Source organism: Glaciihabitans sp. GrIS 2.15 (assembly GCF_035984695.1).
Lineage (GTDB): Bacteria > Actinomycetota > Actinomycetes > Actinomycetales > Microbacteriaceae > Lacisediminihabitans.
Genome location: NZ_JAXCHU010000006.1, coordinates 107,795 through 131,843, shown reverse-complemented (window position 1 = coordinate 131,843; position 24,049 = coordinate 107,795). Strand labels below are relative to the sequence as shown.

Below are 24,049 nucleotides of genomic sequence, written 5' to 3'. Positions count from 1 at the left end.
CCGCCGCCGGTAATGCTACTCATGAGTATGGGCAGAATAACGGTTCGACGTCAGGTCACACGGGTAACGGTGGGGGAGGGGGCCGTTCGGAGAGAAGACGTGCTCGCCGTCGAGGAACCATTGGAAATCCGGGTCGGGGGAAAGGCACTCGCGATCACGATGCGCACGCCCGGTCATGATTTCGATCTCGCAGCGGGTTTTCTGGTCTCCGAAGGGGTCGTCTCGCGTGGCGACCAATTCGCCGCGGCCCGCTATTGCGCCGGGGCGACGGTCGGCGGGGAAAACACCTATAACGTGCTGGATGTGACTCTCGGCGCGGGCGTTCCGGCGCCAGATCCGAGTCTCGAGCGCAACTTCTTCACCACGAGTTCGTGCGGATTGTGCGGCAAGGCGAGTATCGACGCGGTGCGCACCCTCTCCGCGTACACGGTGGCCGACGATCCGCTTCGGGTCGACGCTGAGCTGCTCGCGACCTTCCCCGACCGGCTGCGGGCCGGCCAGGATGTTTTCGAGAAGACCGGTGGGCTGCACGCCGCCGCTCTGTTCGACGGCGCGACCGGCGAGATGCTCGTCCTTCGCGAGGATGTTGGTCGGCACAACGCCGTTGACAAGGTGGTGGGCTGGGCGCTCACCCAAAATATGCTGCCCCTGCGCGGAATGGTGCTGATGGTCTCCGGTCGAGCAAGCTTCGAACTCACCCAGAAAGCCTCCATGGCTGGCATCCCATTCCTCGCCGCGGTGTCGGCGCCATCCTCTCTTGCCGTCGAGCTCGGCACCGAGCTGGGGATGACCGTCGTCGGCTTCCTGCGCGGACCATCGATGGTGGTCTACAGCGGCGAGCACCGCCTCGAAACTACGGGAGACCCAGACGAACATCCACACGCGCACACAGACCAAAACACAATGAACCTAACTGAGACGGCGGCAATCCGATGACCAAGACTCCAATGGATGCGGACGCTGGTTATCCCGATCTGCACGTGGGTAAAGTGCATGACTGGGCTGTCGGAGTGCCGGCCATCCTCCACTCCATGGAGCCCGCGCTCCTGAAGATGGGCGTCGCCCGCACGGCGAAGCTTTTCACCTCGATGAACCAGAAGGACGGCTTCGACTGCATGAGCTGTGCCTGGCCCGATCCGGAACACCGGTCGGTCGCGGAATTCTGCGAGAACGGTGCAAAGGCCGTCACCTGGGAGGCCACCCCGATCACCGTGCCGACGAGCTTCTGGGCGGAACATTCAATCGACGACCTGCTGTCGCGGTCGGAGTACTGGCTCGGCATGCAGGGAAGACTCGTCGAGCCGGTCTACCGTCCTGCCGGCGCTGACCACTACGAACCGGTGTCCTGGGAACGTGCATTCGAGATAATCGCGACGAAGCTCAACGGTCTTACCTCACCCGACGAAGCCGCCTTTTATACGAGCGGCCGAACTGCCAACGAGACAGCTTTCGTCTATCAGCTCTTCGTGCGGGCCTTCGGCACCAACAACCTGCCGGACTGCTCGAACATGTGCCATGAGTCCACCGGGACTGCCCTCGGTGAGACCATCGGGATCGGCAAGTCGACAATTGCCTACGATGATTTCGAGAAATCCGATCTCGTGATCATCATGGGGCAGAACCCGGGCACGAATCATCCGCGCATGCTCACCGCCCTCGAAGCGGCGAAGCGCAACGGAGCGAGCATCGTTGCGGTGAATCCACTGCCCGAGGCCGGTCTCATGCGCTATAAGAATCCGCAGAAGGTTCGGGGGATCATCGGATCTGGCACGCCGCTGGCCGACCAGTTCCTGCAGATCCGCTCTGGCGGGGACATGGCTCTATTGCAGGCCGTCTCGAAGCGCGTGCTCGACGCGGAGACGGCGAAGCCAGGAACAGTGCTCGACCACGCCTTTCTCGACGAATTCACCCTCGGTCTCGATGCCCTCACCGAACATCTTGGCCACCTCGATGAAGCGACCGTGCTGCTCGCCACCGGCCTCACCTCGGCAGAGATCGACGAGCTTGCCGAGCGCTACATCGCCGCCGATCGGGTTATCATCACCTGGGCGATGGGTCTTACCCAGCACAAGAAGTCGGTCGACACCCTGAAAGATCTGATCAACCTGCTGTTGCTCCGCGGCAACATCGGCAAGCCCGGGGCCGGAGCATCCCCGATCCGCGGCCACAGCAACGTGCAGGGTGACCGCACCATGGGGGTGTGGGAGCAGATGGACGATGAGTTCCTCGACGCCATCGAGAAGGAGTTCTCGTTCGCACCGCCCCGGGCCCACGGCACGGATGCCCTCAAGGCGATCGAGGGGATGCAACGCGGCGAGGTGAAGGTCTGGTTTGCCCTCGGAGGCAATCTCGTCGCCGCAATCTCGGACACCGGTGCGGCCGAGAAGGCAATGCACGGCACCGAGATGACCGTGCAGATATCGACGAAGCTCAACCGCTCTCACGCGGTCATCGGCACGGAGGCGCTGATCCTGCCGACGATGGGCCGCACCGAGGTGGATCTCCAGGCCACCGGACCTCAGTTCGTCTCTGTCGAGGATTCTGTCTGTGCAGTGCACGGCTCCCATGGCCGGATCCCGCCGGTCGCTCCCGGCCTGCTGTCCGAGATCTCTATCGTTACCCGCCTGGCGCGGGCCGTACTCGGGGATTCCGTGCCCGTGGACTGGGCCGGATTCGAGGGGAACTACGACCTCATCCGCGATCACATCAGTCATGTCGTTCCCGGCTTTGAGAAGTTCAACGTTCAGGTGCGCCAAAAGGGCGGCTTCATCCTGCCGAATGGTCCGCGCGACTCGCGTACCTTTGCCACGAAGACCGGCAAGGCGATGCTCACCGTCAACGAGCTCGAGGCGCTCGAGCGGCCCGTCGGTCGACTGATTCTGCAGACTATGCGCTCACATGACCAGTTCAACACCACGATCTACAGCCTGAACGATCGCTACCGTGGCATCAAGAACGGTCGGGACGTGATCTTCGTGAACCCCGACGATCTGATCGAGCTGAATCTCGAAGACGGCCAGCGTGTCGACATCTTCAGCGAGTGGAAAGATGAGCCGGATCGCGTGCTGCGCGGCTACCGCATCGTTTCATATCCCACGGCGAAGGGATGCGCCGCGGCGTATTATCCCGAGGCCAATGTGCTGGTTCCACTATCGAGTGCGGCGGTGGGTAGCAATACCCCGGTGTCGAAGGCCGTCATCGTGCGCCTCGAGCCGGTGGCATCCGCTGGCACCCGGTAACCTTGCAGATGTGAAATCGTTCGACGACTTGTTTGCTGAGCTCAGTGAGAAGTCTGTGTCGCGCCCCGCGGGTTCTGGCACCGTTGCGGAGCTCGACGCCGGAGTTCACGCCATCGGTAAGAAGATCGTCGAAGAGGCCGCCGAGGTCTGGATGGCGGCCGAATTCCAGTCGCGTGATGAGACGGCGGAAGAGATTTCCCAGCTGCTCTACCATCTGCAGGTGCTCATGATCTCAAAGGGCCTGTCCACAGCGGACGTCTACCGACATCTGTGAGTTCGCCTCTCCCACCTGTCACCGACCACTGAAGCCTGTCACCCACCACTGAAGAGACCCCGATGATGTTGCGAATCGCAGTGCCCAACAAGGGCTCCCTGAGCGAGACCGCCGCCGAGATGTTGTCCGAGGCCGGATACGCCGGCCGTCGCGACCCGCGCGCACTCAACCTGTCCGACCCTCGCAACGACGTTGAGTTCTTTTTCCTTCGTCCGCGGGACATCGCCACTTATGTTGGCTCCGGCGCGCTCGACGTCGGAATCACCGGCCGCGACCTCCTGCTCGATTCCGGGTCGACCGCGGTCGAGATTGCGAGCCTCGACTTCGGCGCATCCACCTTCCGGTTCGCCGGCACAGCCGGGCGCTTCTCGGCTCTCGGTGACCTGGAGGGAGTGCGGGTGGCGACGAGCTATCCCGGACTGGTCGGGGATTTTCTGTCACGGCACGGAGTGAACGCCACACTGGTTTCCCTCGACGGTGCGGTCGAATCGGCGGTCAAACTGGGCGTAGCGGATGCCGTGGCCGACGTCGTCTCCACCGGCTCTACCCTGCGCGCTCAAGGCCTCGAGATCTTCGGTCCGGTCATCCTCGAATCCTCGGCTGTGCTGATCAGCGCGAAGACAGGACTGGCCGGAATCGCTACGCTGAAGCGTCGGTTAGAGGGCGTGCTCGTAGCCCGCCAGTACGTGCTCATGGACTATGACCTGCCGATCGCCCTGATTGAGCCGGCCTCGGCCATCACACCGGGCCTTGAGTCTCCGACGGTCTCCCCGCTGCGGGACCGCGCGTGGGTGGCGGTACGCGTGATGGTGCCACGCGAAGACACTAACGAGATCATGGACCGACTCTATGAGCTCGGTGCCCGTGCCATCCTGGTCAGTCCGATTCACGCGGCTCGGATCTGATCATGCCCGTCGCAGTCCGCGTGATCCCGTGCCTGGATGTTGCGGCTGGCCGGGTGGTCAAGGGCGTCAACTTTCTCGATCTGCGGGATGCTGGCGATCCGGTCGAGCTCGCGCGGCGATATTATGAGCAGGGAGCGGACGAGATCACCTTCCTCGACGTCACGGCTACGGTCGACGACCGAGCGACCATGTACGACGTGGTCAAGGCCACAGCCGAGCAGGTCTTTATTCCGCTCACCGTGGGTGGAGGCGTGCGCTCTGCAGAGGATGTGGCCAGACTCCAGGGCCACGGCGCCGACAAGATCGGTGTGAACAGCGCCGCGATCGCCCGCCCGGCCCTTCTCGGCGAGATTGCCGATCGCTTCGGCGCGCAGGCCCTCGTTCTTTCCCTTGACGTGAAACGCTCCGCTCGCGGAGCCAGCGGCTGGGTCGTCACCACCCACGGCGGGCGCACCGAGACCGATATTGATGCCCTGGCCTGGGCCATCGAGGCCATCGAACGGGGTGCGGGCGAGCTACTCGTGAATTCCATTGATGCGGATGGCACGAAGAATGGCTTCGACCTGGCGTTGATTGCCGCCATTCGCGAGGTCAGCGCGGTGCCGGTGATCGCCAGTGGCGGGGCTGGCGCGGTCGCACACTTCGCGCCGGCGGTCGCTGCGGGGGCCGATGCCGTGCTCGCGGCATCCGTATTCCACACCGGTATGCTGACCGTCGCTGACGTCAAGAAGGGGCTCGCTGCGAGCGGCATGCTGGTGAGAAGCTAAGGATGACTATGGACACGACAATCGACCAGGGGGAGCTCGAGGCTGTTCTGGCGAGGGCGAGTTTTGACGCGCAGGGGCTTCTGCCCGCGATCATCCAGCAGTGGGACTCCCACGAGGTCTTGATGCTCGGGTACATGGATGCCGAGGCGCTGCGGCGAACCCTCTCGGAGGGCCGCGTCACCTTCTGGTCGCGGTCACGTCAGGAGTACTGGCGCAAGGGCGATACCTCCGGGCACCGCCAGTACGTGAAGGGCGCTGCCCTGGATTGCGACTCCGACACCCTGCTCGTGCAGGTCGAACAGATTGGAACAGCCTGTCACACCGGCGCTCACGCATGCTTCGATGTAGACCCACTGCACCCCACGACACTGCACACTACGACGCTGCACCCGACGAATGGCGACACCAATGAGTGAGACCACCGGTCGCGAGCATTTCGATTCGCTGCTTGAGGGGCACCGTGTGGTGCCGGTGATTCGCGAGCTCTTCGCCGATGGCGAGACGCCGGTGGGCATCTACCGCAAGCTCGCCAAGGGCGAACCCGGGAGCTTTTTACTGGAGTCCGCGGAACAGGGGGGCATCTGGTCGCGCTACTCCTTCATCGGGGTCGCAAGTTTTGGAGTACTCACCCAGTCGACCGATGAGACCGGGGCGGATGCCGCGGTCTGGCTCGACTACGGGCTCTCGGCCGAGCGCGCGCTCGGGTCCGACTGCCCGACCGGACCGCTCGCGGCGCTTGCGCACCTCTATGAACGCTGGGGCACGCCTCACGTTGCCGGGCATCCCCCCCTCACCGGCGGCCTGGTCGGTTTTATCGGCTGGGAGGCGATCCGTCAGATCGAGCGGCTGCCTCGCGTGCCACCGGCCGATTTCGACTTTCCTGGCCAGGCGTTGAGCTTCGTCTCTGAGCTTGTCGTCGTCGATCACCGCACCGGCACCGTGCTGCTCATCGCCACGGTTCTCAACGACGGAGTGGATGCAACGGATGGGCTGTGGACGCTCGCCCAGGCGCGTTTGGACACCATGCAGGCCGCCCTCGCCCAGCCGGCCGAAGCGTGGCTGGCCGAGGTAGACCTGTCGATCGCCGCAACGCCGGTCCCGCGCATCCAGGCACCGGAATTCCACGAGGCGATCGAGCGCTCGAAGAAATTCATTCGAGATGGGGATGTTTTCCAGGTGGTGATCTCGCAGAGATTCGATCACGAGATCACGGCCGACGCAATTGACGTGTATCGCGTTCTGCGCACACTCAACCCGAGCCCGTACATGTACCTGCTCTCCCTTATCACGCCGGGCGGCGAACCATACTGGATAGTGGGGTCCTCGCCGGAAGCTCTCGTCAAGGTGGAGAATTCCCGCGTCTACATGCATCCGATCGCAGGGTCCCGCCCTCGGGGCATCGGTCCTGAGGAGGATCTCGCCCTCGCCGACGAGCTGCTCGCCGATCCGAAGGAGCGCGCCGAACACCTGATGCTCGTCGATCTCGCCCGCAACGACCTGCTGAAGGTGTGCATCCCTGGCACGGTCGAGGTCAGTGAATTCATGCAGGTCGAGCGCTTCAGTCACATCATGCACCTCGTGTCCTCGGTCGAAGGCGACCTGCGGCCCGCGGCCAATTCGATCGACGTGTTCCGCGCGACCTTCCCCGCTGGAACTCTTTCCGGGGCTCCCAAACCACGCGCACTCGAGATCATCGATGAGCTTGAGGTCGCCCAGCGCGGTCTTTACGGGGGAGTGGTTGGCTATTTCGGCTTCGCGGGAGATCTCGACCTCGCCATCGCCATCCGCACCACTACGATTTCGGGCGGGGTCGCCCGCGTGCAGGCCGGCGCGGGGCTGGTCGCCGATTCCGACCCCCAGAGCGAATACCTCGAGTCGCAGAACAAGGCTGCGGCGCCTCTTCGCGCGGTGGCGGTCGCCAATGCCATGCGGCGGGTGAAGTAGCTTGTGTCACCTCGTCGACTGAAGAACCTGACTCTCCTCGCCGCGATCGTGCTTGGCGCGCTCACGCTAGTGGTGTGGACCGGAGAGTGGTTCTCCCTCACCCTGCGCGAATCGGCGACCGGGCATCCCGTGCTCAGCGTTACCGGGGATGTCGCGGCGCCAGCGCTCATCGCTCTCGCACTCGCGAGCCTCGCGCTCGTCGCGGCCCTTGCCATCAGTGGCCCGGTCTTGCGGGCAGTGCTCGGCGTGCTCCAGGTGGTGATCGGATTCATGGTGGCACTCTCGGCCGCGCTCGCGGTGTCGAATCCGGTGCGGGCGTCCGAGTCCGCGGTTTCCGCAGTGACCGGAGTCGGCGGGTCGAATTCCATCGCCGCTCTCGTGTCCGCAGTGTCGCAGACCGCCTATCCGGTTATCGCGATCATCGTGGGCATCCTCACGATGGCACTCGGCATTTTCGTGCTCGCGACCGGTCGGCGCTGGCCCGGCTCTTCCGGGCGCTACCGCCAGCCCGTGGTGCTCGAGGCCCCGGAGGTCGTCGGTGGCGCTGACGCCGACTCAGCGCCCGAGGATGCCGCAGCCCACGCGGTATCCGACTGGGACACGCTGAGCGGCGGAACCGATCCGACCTCGCGATAGACTCGGTTCTGAAGATCCACGAAGGAGTACTGTGAGCGACGAATTCCCCGATCCGGGAGAGGGTAATTCCCCGGCGGCCTGGACGGCAGTGATCATCATGCTCGTTGCCTTCAGCATCGGCACTGTCGCGTTCTTCTTCGACGTGCAGGTAATGGTGTGGGTCGCGGTGGCACTTCTCGTGATCGGCATGCTGGTCGGCTATGTGCTCAAGAAAATGGGCTACGGCGTCTACGGCGCCAAATACACGCCGAAAGGCCACTAACTCAGTTGCTCTCTGATCTCGTCTCCGGGGCCCTTTTCGACGCCGCGGAGCGTCGCCTACATCGCAGTCTCGCCGTCGTCGAGGCGGAGGCCTTCGCCCGCCCCCCTGCCATTGATGCGCTTGCGGCGCTCGCCCCGTCGTCTCGAGTGCGCATCATCGCCGAGGTGAAGCGAGCGAGCCCCTCCCGCGGTGCTCTTGCGGACATCCCCGATCCCGCCGCCCTTGCCGTGTCCTACGAGACCGGTGGAGCGAGCGCGATCAGCGTGCTCACCGAAGGCCGAAAGTTCGGTGGATCGCTCGCTGATCTCGAGGCGGTCCGGGGGGCGGTGTCGATCCCGGTGCTCCGCAAGGACTTCATCGCGGAGCCCTACCAGGTACTCGAGGCACGGGCGGCCGGAGCCGATATCGTGCTCCTTATTGTTGCTGCCCTCGACCAGGTGACCCTCGCCAGCCTGTTCGATCTGACCAGCACGCTCGGCATGGCTGTGCTGGTAGAGACCCACAGCGCCGATGAGGTGTCCCGTGCTCTCGATATTGGCGCGGGGCTGGTCGGGGTCAATGCTCGTGACCTCAGTACCTTCGAGCTTGATCAGAATCTTTTTGGTACCCTCGCCGGCCAGATTCCCTCTGGCGTCATCCGAGTGGCCGAGTCCGCGGTACTTACCGCCGCGGATGTTACCCATTACCGCGAGGCGGGAGCGGATGTCGTGCTGGTCGGAGAGGCGCTGGTCACAGGAGATCCGGTGCGGACGCTGGCAGACTTCCTCGGTAACTAGTCATTCTCAAGCAAGGGCGATAGATCCATGGCACTGCGCGACCAACTCGGACCGTACTTCGGCGAATACGGAGGACGGTTTGTTCCCGAATCCCTGATTGCGGCACTGGACGAACTCGACGCCGCGTACACAGCGGCAAAGGTTGACCCCCTGTTTCAGGAGGAACTCGCCGAACTGCACCGCACCTATACGGGTCGTCCGTCGATCATCACCGAAGTGCCGCGCTTTGCCGCTCATGCCGGTGGCGCCCGCATCATCCTCAAGCGCGAGGATCTCAATCACACCGGGTCGCACAAGATCAATAACGTTCTCGGCCAGGCGATGCTCGCGCGTCGACTTGGCAAGACCCGACTGATCGCCGAAACCGGAGCCGGCCAGCACGGCGTGGCGACGGCGACGGCCGCAGCGCTCTTTGGCATGGAGTGCGTCGTGTTTATGGGCGAGGTCGACACTGAGCGCCAGGCGCTCAACGTAGCCAGGATGCGCCTGCTCGGCGCTGAAGTCATCCCGGTAACCGCAGGGTCGCGCACCCTCAAGGACGCCATCAACGAGGCCTTGCGAGACTGGGTCGCGAACGTCGAAAATACCCACTACCTCCTGGGGACGGTTGCGGGGCCGCATCCGTTCCCGGTGATGGTGCGCGACTTTCATAAGATCATCGGCGAGGAAGCCCGTGCCCAGGTGCTCGAGCTCACGGGCGCGCTGCCGGATGCGGTCACTGCCTGCGTAGGAGGCGGCTCAAATGCGATGGGGATTTTCCACGCATTCCTCGACGATCCGGACGTGGCGCTCTACGGCTACGAGGCAGCCGGAGACGGAGCGGACACCCCCAGGCACGCCGCGACCATCACCAAGGGCCGTCCCGGCGTGCTGCACGGAGCCCGCAGCTACCTGCTGCAGGATGAAGACGGCCAGACTGTGGAATCCCACTCGATCTCTGCGGGCCTCGACTATCCGGGCGTCGGTCCGGAGCATTCCTGGCTCGCCGATATTGGACGCGCGCAGTACCGGCCGATCACCGACGACGAGGCAATGTCGGCCATGCGCCTGCTGTCGATGACCGAGGGAATCATCCCGGCCATCGAGACGGCCCATGCGCTGGCCGGCACGATAAAGCTCGGCCTCGAGCTCGGTCCGGATGCGACCATTCTGGTAAACCTGAGCGGCCGCGGGGACAAAGACATGGAGACCGCCGGCAAGTATTTCGACATCCTTGACACTGCGACCCCCATGGTCGAGGTCCCAGCGGGGCTCTCGACGCTGTCCGGATCGATCAGGGACAGCCTGTGAGCACCGCGACAGCGAGCACCGTCGAAGCGGTCATCGCCGCACGGAAGGCGGCCGGAAGCGGTGCCCTAGTCGGCTACCTGCCGGTCGGTTTCCCCGACCTGCGCACGAGCATCGAGGCCGCGGTCGCCCTTGCCGAGAACGGCGTCGACGTGATCGAGCTCGGCCTGCCATACTCCGACCCGGTGATGGACGGGCCCGTGATCCAGGAGGCCACGCTCACGGCTCTCAAGGGTGGCTTTAAGCTGCGCCACGGGTTCGAGGCGATCGCGGAGATCAAGGCACGCACAAACGTGCCGGTGTTGCTGATGACCTACTGGAACCCGGTGGTTCAGTACGGCGTCGACCGCTTCGCAGACGACCTCATCGCGGCCGGGGGAGCTGGACTCATCACCCCCGACCTCATTCCCGACGAGGCACGTGACTGGTTGGCCGCGTCGAGTCGCACCGGGCTTGATCGCGTGTTCCTCGCTGCACCGTCGTCCACCGACGCCCGGCTCGATCAGGCGGTTCGGCAGAGCCGGGGCTTCGTCTACACGGTCTCCACCATGGGCATCACCGGTGCCCGCAGTGACGTGGATGTCGCGGCCAAGACTCTCGTCGCGCGCCTGCGCGAAGCGGGCGCAACGTCCACTTGCGTGGGGCTCGGTATCTCCTCTCCGGATCAGGTGCGGGAAGTCCTGCGCTATGCGGACGGTGCCATTGTGGGTTCTGCGCTGGTGAAGGCCCTCGCCGACGGGGGCGTATCCGCCGTGGCAGCGACGGCCGCGCACCTCGCGACCGGTACGCTTAGCTAATTCGTTATGAGCAATTAGCTTTAGAGCAATTGGTTTCCGGGGTAGTCGGCTACCGAAACTCCCGCATCAGACGTCCGCAGCACAAGAGCGTCAGTACGAAAGGCACCCTCGACCGTGGTTCTTCCCCTGAGCATCCCCAGCCCGAGCGAACCGTGGCAGGCGATCCACCTCGGTGAGTGGCTGAACAGTCTCGGTCTCTCGTTCATCTCGCCGAACCTCAGCATCCGCACCTATGCGATCTGCATTCTTGTCGGGATCGTCGCTGCGACGGTCCTCACCAACGAGCGGCTGAAGGCACGCGGTGCCGAGTCCGGCGTTGTGCTGGACGTCGCGCTGTGGGCTGTGCCGCTCGGTATCATCGGTGCTCGCATCTTCCATGTGATTACTCACCCGGACGATTACTTCGGCTCAGCGGAGAAGATGCTGCACATTCTCTTCATCTGGGAGGGTGGCATCGCGATCTTCGGATCGCTCATTGGCGGTGCGATCGGCGTGTACATCGGCTGCCGAATGACGGGTTTGCGTTTTTGGACCTTTGCGGACGCGCTCGCCCCCGGCCTCCTGCTCGCCCAGGCCTTCGGTCGCTTCGGCAACTGGTTCAACCACGAGCTGTACGGCGTGCCGACAAACGCGTGGTGGGGCCTCGAGATCGAGAAGAGCAACCCGGCATTCCCCGCTGGCCTGCCGGTCGGCACCCTGTTTCAGCCGACCTTCCTCTTCGAGGTGATCTGGAACGTGGCCGGCGTGCTCGTGATCCTCTCCCTATCGAAGAAGTTCACCCTCCAGTGGGGCAAGACGGTCTCGGTTTACCTGATCTGGTACGGCCTCGGCCGAAGCTACTTCGAGTCGATTCGCATCGACCCGAGCCTGATCTTCCTCGGCGTTCGCACGAACGTGTGGGCGGCCTACGGGGCGATCCTCGTCGGCGTCATCATCTTTGTGGTGCAGTCGCGCCGCCATCCTGGACTGGAGCCGAGTGCGTACCTGCCGGGACGGGAGTGGACGCCGACGCCTGCGGTAGACTTGGAAAATACCTATTCCGAATACGACGAGGTCGACAACGATGCCGATCTGGACAGCAACTCGCACTCTGAACCGGCCAGGGCATCCTCTGCACAGGGCGATGCCGTCACAAGCGGGAAGTCCGTCACAAGCGGGACTCGCCCGCGATAACAGGATAGTGCCGCAAAAAGTGGCATCGCAGGTATGGCGCCGAATCCCCGCGCTTGACTGCCGTCACAATTTTGGGCTTCATCCCCTCGGGCCGCCGCCGTCCCATCTGCCGACGTAACCTCGTGAGGACGGTTCGACCATGGCACTCAGGCCAGCTTTCTCCCGTTTCAGCACCATCCCCGCAGCGACCGGGCTTTACGACCCGCGCCGCGAGAAGGATGCCTGCGGTCTCGCGATGGTCGCGACCCTGCGTGGCTCGGCGGGACACGACATCATCGACCTCGCCCTGACAGCGCTCCGCAACCTCGAGCACCGAGGGGCCATCGGGTCGGATGCGGGCACCGGCGATGGCGCCGGGATAGTGACGCAGATTCCGGATGAGTTCTTCCGTGCGGTAGCGGGCATTCCGTTGCCCCCCGCCGGGCAGTACATCGTCGGCACGGCCTTCCTGCCCGTCGACGGGGTCGAGCGGGCCGCGGTCAAGGCGGGAATCGAGGCTCTCGCCCTGCAGGAGCATCTCTCGGTACTCGGCTGGCGCGTTGTGCCGGTGCGTCCAGCGGTTTTGGGAAACCTCGCGCGCGACGCGATGCCGATGGTTGAACAGGTCTTCCTCTCGAGCATCCTTGGCTCCCCCAGTGAGCCGGTTCATGGCATCGCCCTTGACCGGCAGTCGTTCCGACTGCGAAAGCGGGCCGAGCGTGAGCTCAACGCCTATTTCCCGTCGCTGAGCTGTCGCACCATCGTCTACAAGGGCATGGTTACGACACTCCAGCTCGAGCCGTTCTACCCCGACCTGTCCGACGAGCGATTCACCTCGCGCCTCGCTCTCGTGCATTCGCGATACTCCACCAACACCTTTCCCTCGTGGCCGCTAGCCCAGCCGTTCCGTATGATTGCCCATAACGGCGAAATCAATACGGTCCAGGGCAACCGCAACTGGATGCGTGCCCGACAATCCCAGTTAGAATCTGCGCTGCTCGGCGACCTTTCTCCGCTCTTCCCCATCGTCACTCCCGGTGCGAGCGACTCGGCATCCTTCGACGAGGTCGTGGAGTTGCTGAACCTCGGTGGGCGGTCTTTACCCCACGCCATGATGATGATGGTGCCGGAGGCCTACGAGAACCAGCTTGATATAGATCCAGCCCGCCGGGACTTTTACGAGTATCACTCGATGCTCATGGAGCCGTGGGATGGTCCGGCCGCCCTCGTCTTCACCGACGGATCCCTGGTGGGCGCGACCCTCGACCGCAATGGTCTTCGGCCCGGCCGCTATCTCGTTACCGATGACGGCCTGGTCGTGCTCGCAAGCGAAATCGGAGTCCTCGATATCGCCCCCGAGCGCGTCGTCCGCAAGGGTCGTCTGCGCCCAGGCAAGATGTTCCTCGTCGACACGGAGGCTGGACGCCTCATCGAAGACGACGAGATCAAGAGCGAGCTCGCCGCTTCGGAGCCTTGGGGCACCTGGCTGGACGGTAGTCGCATCAACCTCAAGGACCTGCCAGAACGAGAGCACATCGTGCACACCCCCGCTTCGGTCACTCGGCGCCAGCGCACCTTCGGCTACACCGAGGAAGAAGTGCGGATGCTGCTGAAGCCGATGGCGGAGAACGGCGCGGAGCCACTCGGCGCCATGGGCTCCGATACCCCGATCGCGGTGCTGTCGAAACGTCCGCGCTTGCTCTTTGACTACTTCACCCAGCAGTTTGCGCAGGTCACCAATCCGCCGCTCGACAGCATTCGTGAAGAAGTGGTCACCTCGCTCAAGCTGGGCCTCGGTCCAGAGCGCAACCTCCTGGACGCGACTCCGGAGCACGCCCGCCAGGTGATCCTCGACTTTCCGGTGATCGACAACGATGAACTGGCCAAAATCCAGCACATCGCACCGAAGTCATCCCGGCAGGCCTTCAATCCCACTCGCACGATCAAAGGGCTGTACCGCGTCGACCAGGGGCCGAAGGCCATGGAACAGCGGATCGCCGCGATGTGCGCGGAAGCGGACCGCGCTATCGATGACGGAGCGCTCTTCATCGTGCTCTCCGACCGCGATTCCAATAAGGATTTAGCACCGGTGCCATCTCTCCTCATGCTGGCGGCGGTGCATCACCACCTCATTCGCGCCCAGAATCGGATGAAGGTCGGCCTCATCGTCGAGGCTGGTGATGTGCGCGAGGTTCATCACGTTGCCCTACTGGTCGGGTACGGCGCGTCAGCGATCAACCCGTACCTCGCCATGGAGTCCGCGGAAGAGCTCGTACGCAATGGCATGATTTCCAGCATCGACGCTCAGAAGGCCGTAAAGAACCTGATCAAGGCGCTGGGCAAGGGTGTGCTCAAGATCATGTCGAAGATGGGCATCTCGGTGGTCGGGTCCTATGCCGGTGCCCAAGCCTTCGAGGCGGTCGGGCTCGACCAGTCCTTCGTCGACCAGTACTTCACCGGCACCTCGAGCCTGCTCGGCGGTGTCGGTATCGATGTGATCGCCGCCGAGAGCGCGTCACGCCACGCGGCGGCCTACCCAGAGGACGGCGCTATCAACGCTCACGAACGACTGGCTATTGGCGGCGAGTACCAGTGGCGCCGCGAGGGCCCGCCTCATCTCTTCAACCCGGACACCGTGTTCAAGCTGCAGCATGCGACGCGGTCGAGACGCTACGACATCTTCCGCGACTATACGAAGCTCGTCGACGAGCAGGCGACCAACCTGATGACCCTCCGCGGACTGTTCTCGTTTCGCGACGGAGTGCGGCCGGCCGTCCCGATCGACGAGGTCGAGTCCGTGGCATCCATCGTCACGCGCTTTTCCACCGGAGCCATGAGCTACGGCTCGATCAGCGGCGAAGCGCATGAGACGCTCGCGATCGCGATGAACCGCCTCGGAGCACGGAGCAATACGGGAGAGGGCGGCGAAGATACCGCCCGGCTTCTCGATCCTGAACGTCGAAGCGCGATCAAGCAGGTCGCGTCCGGCCGATTCGGCGTCACGAGCATGTATCTCACTCACGCCACCGACATCCAGATCAAGATGGCGCAGGGCGCGAAGCCAGGAGAGGGTGGCCAGCTGCCCTCGAACAAGGTTTACCCGTGGATTGCGAAAACCAGGCACTCAACCGCAGGCGTCGGCCTGATCAGCCCGCCACCGCATCACGACATCTACTCGATCGAAGACCTCAAGCAGCTGATCTTCGATCTCAAACGCGCTAATCCGGATGCCCGCGTTCACGTCAAACTGGTGAGCCAGTCGGGTATCGGCGCGGTCGCGGCGGGGGTGACCAAGGCCCTCGCGGACGTCGTACTTGTCTCCGGTCACGACGGGGGTACGGGCGCCAGCCCGCTCAACTCCCTCAAGCACGCGGGGACCCCCTGGGAGCTCGGCTTGGCGGAGACCCAGCAGACGCTCATGCTCAACGGTATGCGCGGCAGGGTCGTCGTGCAGGTTGATGGCCAAATGAAGACCGGCCGAGACGTGATTGTGGCCGCGCTCCTCGGAGCGGAGGAATATGGATTCGCTACTGCTCCTCTCGTCGTATCCGGCTGCATCCTCATGCGCGTCTGTCATCTCGACACCTGCCCGGTCGGCGTGGCGAGCCAGAACCCGGAGTTACGCAAACGCTTCACTGGCAAGCCGGAGTTCGTGGTCAATTTCTTCGAATTCCTGGCCCAGGAGGTGCGGGAGTACCTCGCGGAGCTCGGCTTTCGGTCTCTCGAGGAGGCTGTCGGACACTCGGAGCTTCTCGACGTAAACCGGGCGATCGAGCATTGGAAGGCGGACGGGCTCGACCTCTCGCCGATCCTGGATGGTCCGGTGTTCGGTCCGGAGGAGCCACGTTACAACGTCTCACAGCAGGACCACGAGCTCGACAAGCACTTCGACGTCGAACTGATCCGGCAGAGTGAAGGTGCCCTCCATGCGGGCGAGTCCGTCGCTATCTCTCTTCCGATCCGCAATACCGAGCGTGCCGTCGGCACCATGCTCGGCCACGAGGTCACTCTCCGCCACGGCGAGAACGGCCTGCCCGCCGGCACAATCGACATCACCCTCCGGGGGACCGCCGGCCAATCGTTCGGTGCGTTCCTGCCGAGCGGCATCACCCTGCGACTCGAGGGAGACAGTAACGACTACGTCGGCAAGGGGCTTAGTGGAGGCCAGATCATTGTGCGCCCCGACCGCAACAGCGTCTTCCCGGCCGAACGCAACGTGATCGCCGGTAATGTCATCGGTTACGGCGCGACCGAGGGAAGTATGTTTCTCCGCGGAATCGTCGGCGAGCGATTCCTCGTGCGCAATTCCGGTGCAACGGCGGTCGTTGAGGGCGTCGGTGATCATGCCCTCGAATACATGACCGGTGGGCTCGCGGTGATTCTGGGAACTACCGGCCGTAACCTCGGGGCGGGGATGTCCGGCGGCACGGCCTATGTATACGACCTCGCTCCCGAGCGGGTCAACCGCGAGGCGCTCGCCACGGGAGAACTCGCTCTGTTGCCACTCGGCGCGGAGGATATCGAAATCGTCACGAACCTGCTCGAGCAGCATGTCGCTGAGACCGAGTCCGTTCTCGCAGCCCAGATGCTCGCCACGCTCGACGAGTCGATGACCAGGTTCGTGAAGGTACTCCCTCGCGATTACGCCGCTGTACTCGCAACGCGAGCAGCGGCTGTTGAAGAAGGTCTCGATCCCGACGGCGATGTCGTCTGGTCTCGCATCATGGAGGTAATCGGTGGCTGACCCTAAGGGATTCCTGAAAACGCGAGAGCGGGAGCTGCCCGCACGGCGTCCGGTCGCGTTGCGGCTCATGGACTGGAAAGAGGTCTACGAGCAGGGTGATGCCGCCACCGTGCGCACGCAGGCTGGCCGCTGCATGGATTGTGGCATTCCGTTCTGTCACCACGGCTGCCCGCTCGGCAATCTCATACCGGAGTGGAACGATCTCACCTGGCGCGGAGAGGGGCGCCAGGCGATCGAACGTTTGCACGCCACCAACAACTTTCCCGAGTTCACCGGTCGGCTCTGTCCGGCCCCGTGCGAGTCATCCTGCGTGCTCGCGATCAACCAGCCGGCGGTGACCATCAAGAACGTCGAGGTCGCCATCATCGACCAGGCCTTCGCGAACGACTGGGTCGAGCCGCATCCTCCCGAGCGCCTCACCGGCAAGACCGTGGCCGTCGTCGGTTCGGGTCCGGCAGGTCTCGCCGCTGCACAGCAGCTCACCCGCGCCGGTCACACCGTCGCCGTTTTCGAGCGGGATGACCGCATCGGTGGACTTCTGCGGTACGGCATCCCGGATTTCAAGATGGAGAAGAGGCACATCGAGCTTCGACTCAAGCAGATGCAGGCAGAAGGAACCCGCTTTCGTGCGGGAGTGGAAATCGGCGTGGACATCGCCTGGGATGAACTCCGCGCTCGTTATGACGCAGTGATTGTGGCCACGGGAGCGCTCCAGCCGCGAGATCTCCCTATTCCGGGGCGAGATCTCTCCGGTATTCACTTCGCCATGGACTATCTGGTGCAGCAAAACCGCGTCGGGGCCGGAGACACTATCGTCGATCAGCTCACTGCCGATGGGAAGCATGTTGTGGTGCTCGGAGGCGGCGACACCGGTGCCGACTGCATCGGCACCGCGCATCGCCAGTCGGCTTTGTCCGTCACAAACCTCGCTATCGGTCTCCAGCCGCCGCACGAGCGTCCCGATCATCAACCCTGGCCGATGGCCCCAACGCTGTTCGAGGTGACGACTGCACATGAGGAGGGCGGAGAGCGGGTTTATCTCGCCTCTACCGTCGAATTCCTGGCGAACGAAGCGGGCGAGGTGCGCGCCATCCGAGTCGCCGAAACCGAATACCTCGACGGTCGCCGCGTTCCGAAGGCAGGGACCGAGCGAGAAATCCCCGCGGACCTGGTGCTTCTCGCCCTCGGATTCACCGGAACCGAGAGTGAGGCACTGGAAAGCCAGTTGCAACTTCCCCTCGACCGTGGAAACGTTGAACGCGATGCCGACTACCAGACGAGCGAATCCGGCGTGTTTGTGGCGGGCGATGCGGGTCGTGGACAATCGCTCATCGTGTGGGCCATCGCCGAGGGCCGTGCCGCGGCCGCGGCCGTCGACCGCTTCCTCGAGGGCGACACTGCGTTGCCTTCCCCGGTCACACCGACCGATCGGGCCGTCGCCTTGTAGCTCCCGACTATTCCTTCGAGAATTTTGTCCCCAACAGAAAGAAATACATGAGACGCGCAAAAATCGTCGCCACCCTCGGTCCGGCAACGTCCAGCTATGAGAACATCCGCGCGATCGTGGATGCCGGCGTGGACGTCGCCCGTATGAACCTGAGCCATGGCAGCTACGACGTGCATGAGGAGGTCTACGCCAATGTTCGCAAGGCGAGCGCCGACTCTGGGCGTGCCGTCGCAGTGCTCGTCGATCTCCAGGGTCCGAAGATCCGGCTGGGCAAATTCGAGAACGGCCCCTACGAACTCGCGGTCGGAGATATCTTCAAGATCACTATCGAGGACATCCTTGGCACCAAGGAGATCTCGGGCACGACATTCAAGGGTCTTCCCCACGACGTCAAGCCAGGAGACCCTCTTCTCATCGACGACGGCAAGGTGAAGCTCAAGGTGATCTCCACCGACGGTACCGTCGTGACGACCGAGGTCGTTGTCGGCGGAGCGGTATCGAACAACAAGGGCATTAACCTGCCGGGTGTCGCTGTGAACGTTCCAGCGCTCTCCGACAAGGACGAAGCAGACCTTCGCTGGGGGCTCAAGCTCGGAGCGGATCTCATCGCGCTGTCGTTCGTTCGCAATGCGGAGGACATCATTCGAGTGCACGAGATCATGGCGGAGGAGGGAGTCAAACTTCCGGTAATCGCCAAGATCGAGAAGCCGCAGGCCGTCGAGAACCTTGAGTCCATCATTGACGCCTTCGACGGCATCATGGTTGCTCGGGGAGACCTCGGAGTCGAGATGCCTCTTGAGGCGGTGCCGATCGTTCAGAAGCACGCCGTGGAGTTGTCTCGCCGCATGGCCAAGCCGGTGATCGTTGCGACCCAGATGCTTGAATCCATGATCTCCAGCCCCATCCCCACGCGCGCTGAAACCTCGGATGTCGCAAACGCCGTGCTCGACGGAGCGGACGCCGTGATGTTGAGTGGCGAGACGAGTGTGGGGGAGTACCCCGTGATCACCGTGCAGACGATGGCCAGGATCATCACCTCCACCGAGGAGCACGGCCTCGAGCGCATCGCGGAACTCGGTACGAAGCCGCGCACCCAGGGCGGGGCGATCACTCTCGCCGCGGCCGAGGTCGCAGACTTCGTCGAGGCCAAGTATCTCTGCGTCTTCACCGAGTCCGGAGACTCCGTTCGTCGCATGTCGCGACTGCGCCACCGCATCCCGATCATCGCCTACACACCGGAGGAGCGCATCCGCAATCGCCTGGCGTGGGTGTGGGGCACAGAGACCTATCTGGTTGAGCGCAAAACCCACACCGATGCTCTGTTCGGCCAGGTTGACGACATCCTGCTCGGTCACAACCGCGCAGCCCTCGGCGAAAAGGTCGTGGTGATCGCTGGTTCTCCTCCCGGAATCTCCGGTGGCACCAACGACATGCGCGTGCACCGGGTCGGTGACGCACACAACGCGGTCGCTCCTGCCTACGCCGCAGACTGAGCTCGGCCCGCCGATTCGAAAACTGGGACAAGGCTGGTCGTCGGCTGTGAAATCGACGGCTGGCCTCGTGCCCTCGGTACGGTGAAGTTATCTACATTGGAAGGATTTCACCGTGACTGATTCACAGCAGGTCTCAGGACTATTCGACGACGCAGCGGGTCCGGAGGGTCGCAACATCAGCGACTGGACCGACCTCGGACGTGAGATGTGGTCCTATCTCACCGGGCGCGGTGCAGCCGTCAACTACAGCTTCATCGACATGGTCGTCGAGGTGCCCCGGGACATTGGTCCGGATGCTCCTCGGGCCACCTGGAAGCTCAACGGTACGCTGCGCGTCACGACGAGTGATGACCAGGACGCCGGCGCAGACCAGCACCGTAACTGATCATGGTCGCTGTACCTCGGCTGGACATAGATCTCACCTTCTCGCTCGAGGAGCCTGGCATCGATTCTTCGGGTGCCGTGGTGTCGCAGCTCGAAGGCACGATCACGGCGGCAGGAACCGACGTTCAAATCTTCGCCAACAACCCCGAGACCATGCTCACGGGCCGCAGTGTGAAACTGGCTGAAATCCGCTCGATCGCACAAGAGATCGCTGGATTCGGGCTTTCCATCACACTGAGCGGTCCGGGGGGCGTGATTGCGCGCATCGGTAATGTAAATGCTCCGGTATTGCAGCGTGTCATCACCGGCTCTCCGCACATCAGGCTGGGGAGCGCCGCGGCGCTTGCTCCGCTGATGCGTCGCCGTGGAGCTGCAGTCTCGGCTATCCCGCTGCCACCGAAAACGCTTTTCCCGCTGGTGCCTACCGTGAGCCGTCGGATTCGGCGAACGGCGACGACAACGCACTACCTCCCGCGATCTGGTCGCCCACGCCTCATTTTTGTCATCGGTTCCAAAAACTGGAACGGGCAGATGCCACGAGAGTTTGACCTGCTTCCGGAGGTCACCACCATCGGTTCCGGGTCCGAAGCCAGCCTGCAGTTGGACGGACTGAATGCTCTGCATGCAGAGATTCGCCGAACGGCGGACGACGAGTACGTTCTGTACCCGATCGGTGCCCTGGCGGGGGGTTCAGGACTGGTCGAAACTACCGGTCGGAAGGACGGCGGCCAGGTCTTGCGCACAGGGACGCGAATCGAGCTCGGAAAGTGGAAGATGGCCTACTTCCGTGAGGAGTTCGCCGACCACGGACGTCCGCACGGCGGTCGGGTCGGCGGAGAATTGTCTCGACAGAAACCCCAGCGCAACACCCGGCCAGGACACTCCTGAAGGCAATAACGCTCTTCGGGCGCCTAGCGATCCTCGTCAGCTGGATCGTTCTGCGGCTCGAGTTCTAATTCCGGTTCCGCGGCCACGGCGAAGTTCGATGGTGGCCGCGGGCGCCGTATGTGTCCAACAGCATCGGTCGCAAGATAGACGGCGCGTGCGATTCCTGCATCCGACTGCTTCACCGAAGAGATCCAGATCGATTCAGGATGAACGTCGTCCCCGGCGCGCACATCTTCGGCAGTGCGTAACTTCGCGACTCGATGCACGAGCTCACCAAAGCCGATTTTGATTGCAACATCAGCGGCACACAGGCTGATCTGAATGATCGTGGCCCACCCCCCGCCACCAGTGAAGACCTGGATGAGGTAGACGATCGGATACACGACCCAGCCAGTGAGCAATCCAACGGTGGCATTCCGAAGCAACACGGCGGACTCTGGGGTCAACCGAGGGAGTGAGACTCGCACGGCGCGGATGAGAATGACGGTGGTGATGATCCAAAAGACTCCGCTCACGCCTCCCCAGAGCAGCATCATCGACGGACGGGAGGTGCCCCCGAGAATGAACGCCCCGAGGAACCCGGTAAAGATCATCAGGATCGCGCCTGCCATGGCGATGACGCCCGTGCGACGTGCCGTGGCGCCAGCGAGCACACAGACGCTCAGTAGTTCCATGGTGAGCAGGGGAACGGTGATCGACCAGTCCATATAACGCAGGGCGAAAACGAGCATCGATCCGGCTCCGGCTTCGAACCCCGTTCCCGTTGCACGATAACCGGTCCGGAAGGCGAGGATGATGCCAAGGTAGGACGCTATCGCGACCGCCGCGACGGTGAGGCGGGCCACGGTGGCGGATCGATAGCGGGAGCCGACCTCTCCCTGGGTGATCCAGGTGCGCACGAGGCCAGCGAGGAGAGCCAGTCCCGCCACAGCGACGAAGTACAGGGTGAGCAGGTACTGCGAGGCAGTGAGCGTCGCCGTCCAGGGCCCGCCGATCTGGTCGATCATTCGTTGGCAAACTTCGATGTCTGCGACACCGGTAGAACCTGCGGTGTGGCGGGGGGCTCTGGTGAGAAGAACATCCCACCCGCACTGTTGGCTGAGAGCATCAGCGCCTGAATCCAGTCCCGATTAAGCGAGGGGGTGCGACTTCCGGCGAATCGATAAAAAATGGCACTGCTCGGGTCCAGCCAGATCGAGCTGCGTCCGCTTCCCGCATCCGCAGAGTTGGTCCAGGTGAAGAGAAAGCTCTCGCGCCGTCGGAGTTTCGCCGTGATTACCACCTGCAGGTGCATGAGCGCGCGATCATCGAAGCTGATCTCTGTGCCCGGGTTGCCGTACAGCAAACTACCCATGGGGGTGCTCCTGAAGTTGTTGCCTCACTGTAGCGCGCTTCTCCTCCGGAGAGTCACGTGTCAGCTGGTGAGCGGAATGCTGTTGATCAGGGAAGACATCATCTGTCCGACCTTGGCGAGAGCGACGACGGTCACTACCAGGGTGACCCCGATCCAGAGCCAGATCGGGGCGAGTCCGCGACCGGACCGACGACGGACGATAATCGAGCGTCCGATCACATAAACGCCTCCGCCGAAGAAGGTCCAGGCCCAGTGGAACGGTCGATCGTACCCATCGCGAAGGAGTCGCTTTCGGTCGAAGTAGGCAAGGATCACCGCAGCGCCAAAGACGATCCACCCCAGCGCGAGGGTTGCAAGATAGCCGGGGTCGCGATACAGGGCGAGCGGATCCGTCGGAGACGCCACTAGTGCCGACGCGTCAAGGGTGAGTAGAGTCACGATGCCGAGTAATGGAAGCAGGGCCATGATCCAAATGATCGGGTTGTACACCGGTGTCCCCGTTGGCACCCCCGTTGGCGCCGGGCGCAGGGCATACGGTGCGGCGCTGTACGAGGGTGTGCCGACCGATCCGTCGCTAATACTGTCTGTCCAGGCTGTGCCATCCCACCAGCGCAACTGGGGTGCCCCAGTATGGTCGGGATACCACCCCGCGGGAGTCATCGGAATGGGCGAGTGGGGCAGGTCAGTCACAGAGGCTCCTTCGAGTTCGGCTCAGCCCAGACTAGCGAAGCGAAATTGACCGATGAGGAGCGCAGCATGAATGAGGATGCCAGATCGAGTCTCTTCCAATCGGATTCGATCGCCGAGAACTATCGCCACTATCTCCTGCCAACGGTCTTCGAACCCTGGGCGCATCACCTGGTCGACTCGCTTGTCTTGCATGCGGGCCAGACCGTCCTGGATGTCGCTTCTGGCACCGGCGCTGTGGCGCGCGCTGCGGCAAAAGCGGTTGGTCCGAGCGGCCGCGTGATCGCGAGCGACATCAGCACCGGGATGCTCGCTGAAGTCTCCGTCGGCGCCGACCCGGACGGCGCTCTCATCGAAACTTTGGAAGCCCCGGCGACGGCCATTCCGCTCGAGGACGATTCGGTCGATGTTGTGTTGTGCCAGCACGGACTGCCTTTCGTGCGCGACCAGGTTGCCGCGATGGCGGAGATGAAGCGGGTGCTGCGCCCCGGTGGCAGCCTTGGCATCGTGGTCTGGGTGGCTGCACTGCGCCTTGAGCCGTTCGACAGCTACGGGGATGTGCTGAGAGACGAGGGCCTGGACGAACCATTCCCTCGAGCCTGGGACTTTGATTCCTTCAAGATGACCCGCGCCCGTCTCACGAAACTCTTGGCCGCCTTCGAGGATGTGACGGTGCAGTCAACCTCACTTCGGCTTGACTGGCCGAGCGTCGCGGATGCGGTCAACGGCATCTTTGGCACACCCTATGGGCCGGTACTGACCGCACTGATGCCGGAGAAACAACAGCATGCACTCTCCGCGCTTCGGGATTGGATGACGGCCTCACCGCATCCGCTGGTCACCGCTTTCGTCGCGACGGCCAGCGCCTGAGCGGCCCGACACAGACTGACCACCCACGCTGAAAGCTATTCGTGCCGGTGGTGGGACTCGAACCCACACGCCCTTTCGAGCAAAGCATTTTGAGTGCTCCGCGTCTGCCATTCCGCCACACCGGCGCACGATACCGAGGCTAA

General features: G+C 63.4%; 22 protein-coding genes and 1 tRNA gene. 19 read left to right on the top strand and 4 right to left on the bottom strand.

Annotation, left to right across the window (positions count from 1 at the left end; all coding sequences use genetic code 11):
* Nucleotides 1-27 precede the first annotated feature (27 nt).
* From fdhD to RCH11_RS10275, 18 genes are all read left to right on the top strand, one after another.
* On the top strand, nucleotides 28-936 hold the full coding sequence (fdhD, locus tag RCH11_RS10360) for a formate dehydrogenase accessory sulfurtransferase FdhD (RefSeq protein ID WP_327056923.1): 909 nt from the start codon (nucleotides 28-30) through the stop codon (nucleotides 934-936).
* Nucleotides 933-3,239 (top strand): FdhF/YdeP family oxidoreductase, encoded by a 2,307-nt coding sequence (locus tag RCH11_RS10355; RefSeq protein ID WP_327056922.1) that lies wholly within the window; start codon nucleotides 933-935, stop codon nucleotides 3,237-3,239. Before fdhD ends, RCH11_RS10355 begins: the two co-directional genes overlap by 4 nt.
* Nucleotides 3,240-3,249: 10 nt before the next feature.
* On the top strand, nucleotides 3,250-3,513 hold the full coding sequence (locus RCH11_RS10350; RefSeq protein WP_327056921.1) for a phosphoribosyl-ATP diphosphatase: 264 nt from the start codon (nucleotides 3,250-3,252) through the stop codon (nucleotides 3,511-3,513).
* A 65-nt stretch (nucleotides 3,514-3,578) separates the two neighbouring features.
* Nucleotides 3,579-4,418: an ATP phosphoribosyltransferase gene (gene hisG, locus RCH11_RS10345; protein ID WP_327057038.1), complete on the top strand. Its 840-nt coding sequence runs from the start codon at nucleotides 3,579-3,581 to the stop codon at nucleotides 4,416-4,418.
* A gap of 2 nt (nucleotides 4,419-4,420) precedes the next feature.
* Entirely contained in the window at nucleotides 4,421-5,185 is a 765-nt protein-coding gene (hisF, locus tag RCH11_RS10340; protein WP_327056920.1) for an imidazole glycerol phosphate synthase subunit HisF, read from the top strand.
* An 8-nt stretch (nucleotides 5,186-5,193) separates the two neighbouring features.
* A complete protein-coding gene (gene hisI / locus RCH11_RS10335) occupies nucleotides 5,194-5,601 on the top strand; it encodes a phosphoribosyl-AMP cyclohydrolase (protein ID WP_442789040.1) in 408 nt (135 codons plus the stop codon).
* Nucleotides 5,594-7,129, top strand: a complete 1,536-nt coding sequence (locus tag RCH11_RS10330) for an anthranilate synthase component I (protein ID WP_327056918.1) — start codon at nucleotides 5,594-5,596, stop codon at nucleotides 7,127-7,129. Before hisI ends, RCH11_RS10330 begins: the two co-directional genes overlap by 8 nt.
* 3 nt (nucleotides 7,130-7,132) lie before the next feature.
* Nucleotides 7,133-7,765 (top strand): Trp biosynthesis-associated membrane protein, encoded by a 633-nt coding sequence (locus RCH11_RS10325; RefSeq protein WP_327056917.1) that lies wholly within the window; start codon nucleotides 7,133-7,135, stop codon nucleotides 7,763-7,765.
* Nucleotides 7,766-7,796: 31 nt separating this feature from the next.
* Nucleotides 7,797-8,027 carry a DUF6704 family protein gene (locus RCH11_RS10320; RefSeq protein ID WP_327056916.1) on the top strand — a complete coding sequence of 77 codons (231 nt, stop codon included), beginning with the start codon at nucleotides 7,797-7,799 and terminating at the stop codon, nucleotides 8,025-8,027.
* A gap of 5 nt (nucleotides 8,028-8,032) precedes the next feature.
* Entirely contained in the window at nucleotides 8,033-8,803 is a 771-nt protein-coding gene (gene trpC / locus RCH11_RS10315; protein ID WP_327056915.1) for an indole-3-glycerol phosphate synthase TrpC, read from the top strand.
* Nucleotides 8,804-8,830: 27 nt separating this feature from the next.
* Complete coding sequence (gene trpB, locus RCH11_RS10310; RefSeq protein WP_327056914.1) at nucleotides 8,831-10,093, top strand: tryptophan synthase subunit beta; 1,263 nt, start codon at nucleotides 8,831-8,833, stop codon at nucleotides 10,091-10,093.
* Nucleotides 10,090-10,887 carry a tryptophan synthase subunit alpha gene (trpA, locus tag RCH11_RS10305; protein ID WP_327056913.1) on the top strand — a complete coding sequence of 266 codons (798 nt, stop codon included), beginning with the start codon at nucleotides 10,090-10,092 and terminating at the stop codon, nucleotides 10,885-10,887. The genes trpB and trpA overlap by 4 nt, the downstream gene beginning before the upstream one ends.
* A 114-nt stretch (nucleotides 10,888-11,001) precedes the next feature.
* Nucleotides 11,002-12,060 carry a prolipoprotein diacylglyceryl transferase gene (gene lgt / locus RCH11_RS10300; RefSeq protein ID WP_442789034.1) on the top strand — a complete coding sequence of 353 codons (1,059 nt, stop codon included), beginning with the start codon at nucleotides 11,002-11,004 and terminating at the stop codon, nucleotides 12,058-12,060.
* A gap of 139 nt (nucleotides 12,061-12,199) precedes the next feature.
* Nucleotides 12,200-16,783 carry a glutamate synthase large subunit gene (gltB, locus tag RCH11_RS10295; RefSeq protein ID WP_327056912.1) on the top strand — a complete coding sequence of 1,528 codons (4,584 nt, stop codon included), beginning with the start codon at nucleotides 12,200-12,202 and terminating at the stop codon, nucleotides 16,781-16,783.
* Nucleotides 16,776-18,230: a glutamate synthase subunit beta gene (locus tag RCH11_RS10290; protein WP_327056911.1), complete on the top strand. Its 1,455-nt coding sequence runs from the start codon at nucleotides 16,776-16,778 to the stop codon at nucleotides 18,228-18,230. The genes gltB and RCH11_RS10290 overlap by 8 nt, the downstream gene beginning before the upstream one ends.
* Before the next feature lie 47 nt (nucleotides 18,231-18,277).
* On the top strand, nucleotides 18,278-19,723 hold the full coding sequence (gene pyk, locus RCH11_RS10285; RefSeq protein ID WP_327056910.1) for a pyruvate kinase: 1,446 nt from the start codon (nucleotides 18,278-18,280) through the stop codon (nucleotides 19,721-19,723).
* A gap of 112 nt (nucleotides 19,724-19,835) precedes the next feature.
* Nucleotides 19,836-20,108: a hypothetical protein gene (locus RCH11_RS10280; RefSeq protein ID WP_327056909.1), complete on the top strand. Its 273-nt coding sequence runs from the start codon at nucleotides 19,836-19,838 to the stop codon at nucleotides 20,106-20,108.
* 2 nt (nucleotides 20,109-20,110) lie between these two features.
* Entirely contained in the window at nucleotides 20,111-20,995 is an 885-nt protein-coding gene (locus tag RCH11_RS10275; protein ID WP_327056908.1) for an FHA domain-containing protein, read from the top strand.
* Between the two features lie 23 nt (nucleotides 20,996-21,018).
* Here the strand turns inward: RCH11_RS10275 and RCH11_RS10270 are convergent, their stop codons facing one another.
* The 3 genes from RCH11_RS10270 to RCH11_RS10260 are packed head-to-tail and all read right to left on the bottom strand — an operon-like array spanning nucleotide 21,019 to nucleotide 23,039.
* Nucleotides 21,019-22,002 carry a bacteriorhodopsin gene (locus RCH11_RS10270; RefSeq protein WP_327056907.1) on the bottom strand — a complete coding sequence of 328 codons (984 nt, stop codon included), beginning with the start codon at nucleotides 22,000-22,002 and terminating at the stop codon, nucleotides 21,019-21,021.
* Entirely contained in the window at nucleotides 21,999-22,349 is a 351-nt protein-coding gene (locus tag RCH11_RS10265; RefSeq protein ID WP_327056906.1) for a DUF7882 family protein, read from the bottom strand. The genes RCH11_RS10270 and RCH11_RS10265 overlap by 4 nt, the downstream gene beginning before the upstream one ends.
* 60 nt (nucleotides 22,350-22,409) lie before the next feature.
* Nucleotides 22,410-23,039 (bottom strand): DUF2510 domain-containing protein, encoded by a 630-nt coding sequence (locus RCH11_RS10260; RefSeq protein WP_327056905.1) that lies wholly within the window; start codon nucleotides 23,037-23,039, stop codon nucleotides 22,410-22,412.
* A gap of 66 nt (nucleotides 23,040-23,105) precedes the next feature.
* On the opposite strand from RCH11_RS10260, the gene RCH11_RS10255 reads away from it, so the two are divergent.
* Complete coding sequence (locus tag RCH11_RS10255) at nucleotides 23,106-23,906, top strand: class I SAM-dependent methyltransferase (protein WP_327056904.1); 801 nt, start codon at nucleotides 23,106-23,108, stop codon at nucleotides 23,904-23,906.
* A 42-nt stretch (nucleotides 23,907-23,948) separates the two neighbouring features.
* On the opposite strand, the gene RCH11_RS10250 is transcribed toward RCH11_RS10255, so the two are convergent.
* A tRNA-Leu gene (locus RCH11_RS10250) sits at nucleotides 23,949-24,031 on the bottom strand.
* Between the last annotated feature and the right edge of the window lie 18 nt (nucleotides 24,032-24,049).

What these genes read in the sequence shown, in the direction of transcription:
- fdhD (WP_327056923.1), top strand. Translation starts at nt 28, where the DNA reads ATGGGCAGAATAACGGTTCGACGTCAGGTCACACGGGTAACGGTGGGG.
- RCH11_RS10355 (WP_327056922.1), top strand. Translation starts at nt 933, where the DNA reads ATGACCAAGACTCCAATGGATGCGGACGCTGGTTATCCCGATCTGCAC.
- hisG (WP_327057038.1), top strand. Translation starts at nt 3,579, where the DNA reads ATGTTGCGAATCGCAGTGCCCAACAAGGGCTCCCTGAGCGAGACCGCC.
- hisF (WP_327056920.1), top strand. Translation starts at nt 4,421, where the DNA reads ATGCCCGTCGCAGTCCGCGTGATCCCGTGCCTGGATGTTGCGGCTGGC.
- hisI (WP_442789040.1), top strand. Translation starts at nt 5,194, where the DNA reads ATGGACACGACAATCGACCAGGGGGAGCTCGAGGCTGTTCTGGCGAGG.
- RCH11_RS10330 (WP_327056918.1), top strand. Translation starts at nt 5,594, where the DNA reads ATGAGTGAGACCACCGGTCGCGAGCATTTCGATTCGCTGCTTGAGGGG.
- trpB (WP_327056914.1), top strand. Translation starts at nt 8,831, where the DNA reads ATGGCACTGCGCGACCAACTCGGACCGTACTTCGGCGAATACGGAGGA.
- gltB (WP_327056912.1), top strand. Translation starts at nt 12,200, where the DNA reads ATGGCACTCAGGCCAGCTTTCTCCCGTTTCAGCACCATCCCCGCAGCG.
- pyk (WP_327056910.1), top strand. Translation starts at nt 18,278, where the DNA reads ATGAGACGCGCAAAAATCGTCGCCACCCTCGGTCCGGCAACGTCCAGC.
- RCH11_RS10275 (WP_327056908.1), top strand. Translation starts at nt 20,111, where the DNA reads ATGGTCGCTGTACCTCGGCTGGACATAGATCTCACCTTCTCGCTCGAG.
- RCH11_RS10270 (WP_327056907.1), bottom strand. Translation starts at nt 22,002, where the DNA reads ATGATCGACCAGATCGGCGGGCCCTGGACGGCGACGCTCACTGCCTCG.
- RCH11_RS10265 (WP_327056906.1), bottom strand. Translation starts at nt 22,349, where the DNA reads ATGGGTAGTTTGCTGTACGGCAACCCGGGCACAGAGATCAGCTTCGAT.
- RCH11_RS10255 (WP_327056904.1), top strand. Translation starts at nt 23,106, where the DNA reads ATGAATGAGGATGCCAGATCGAGTCTCTTCCAATCGGATTCGATCGCC.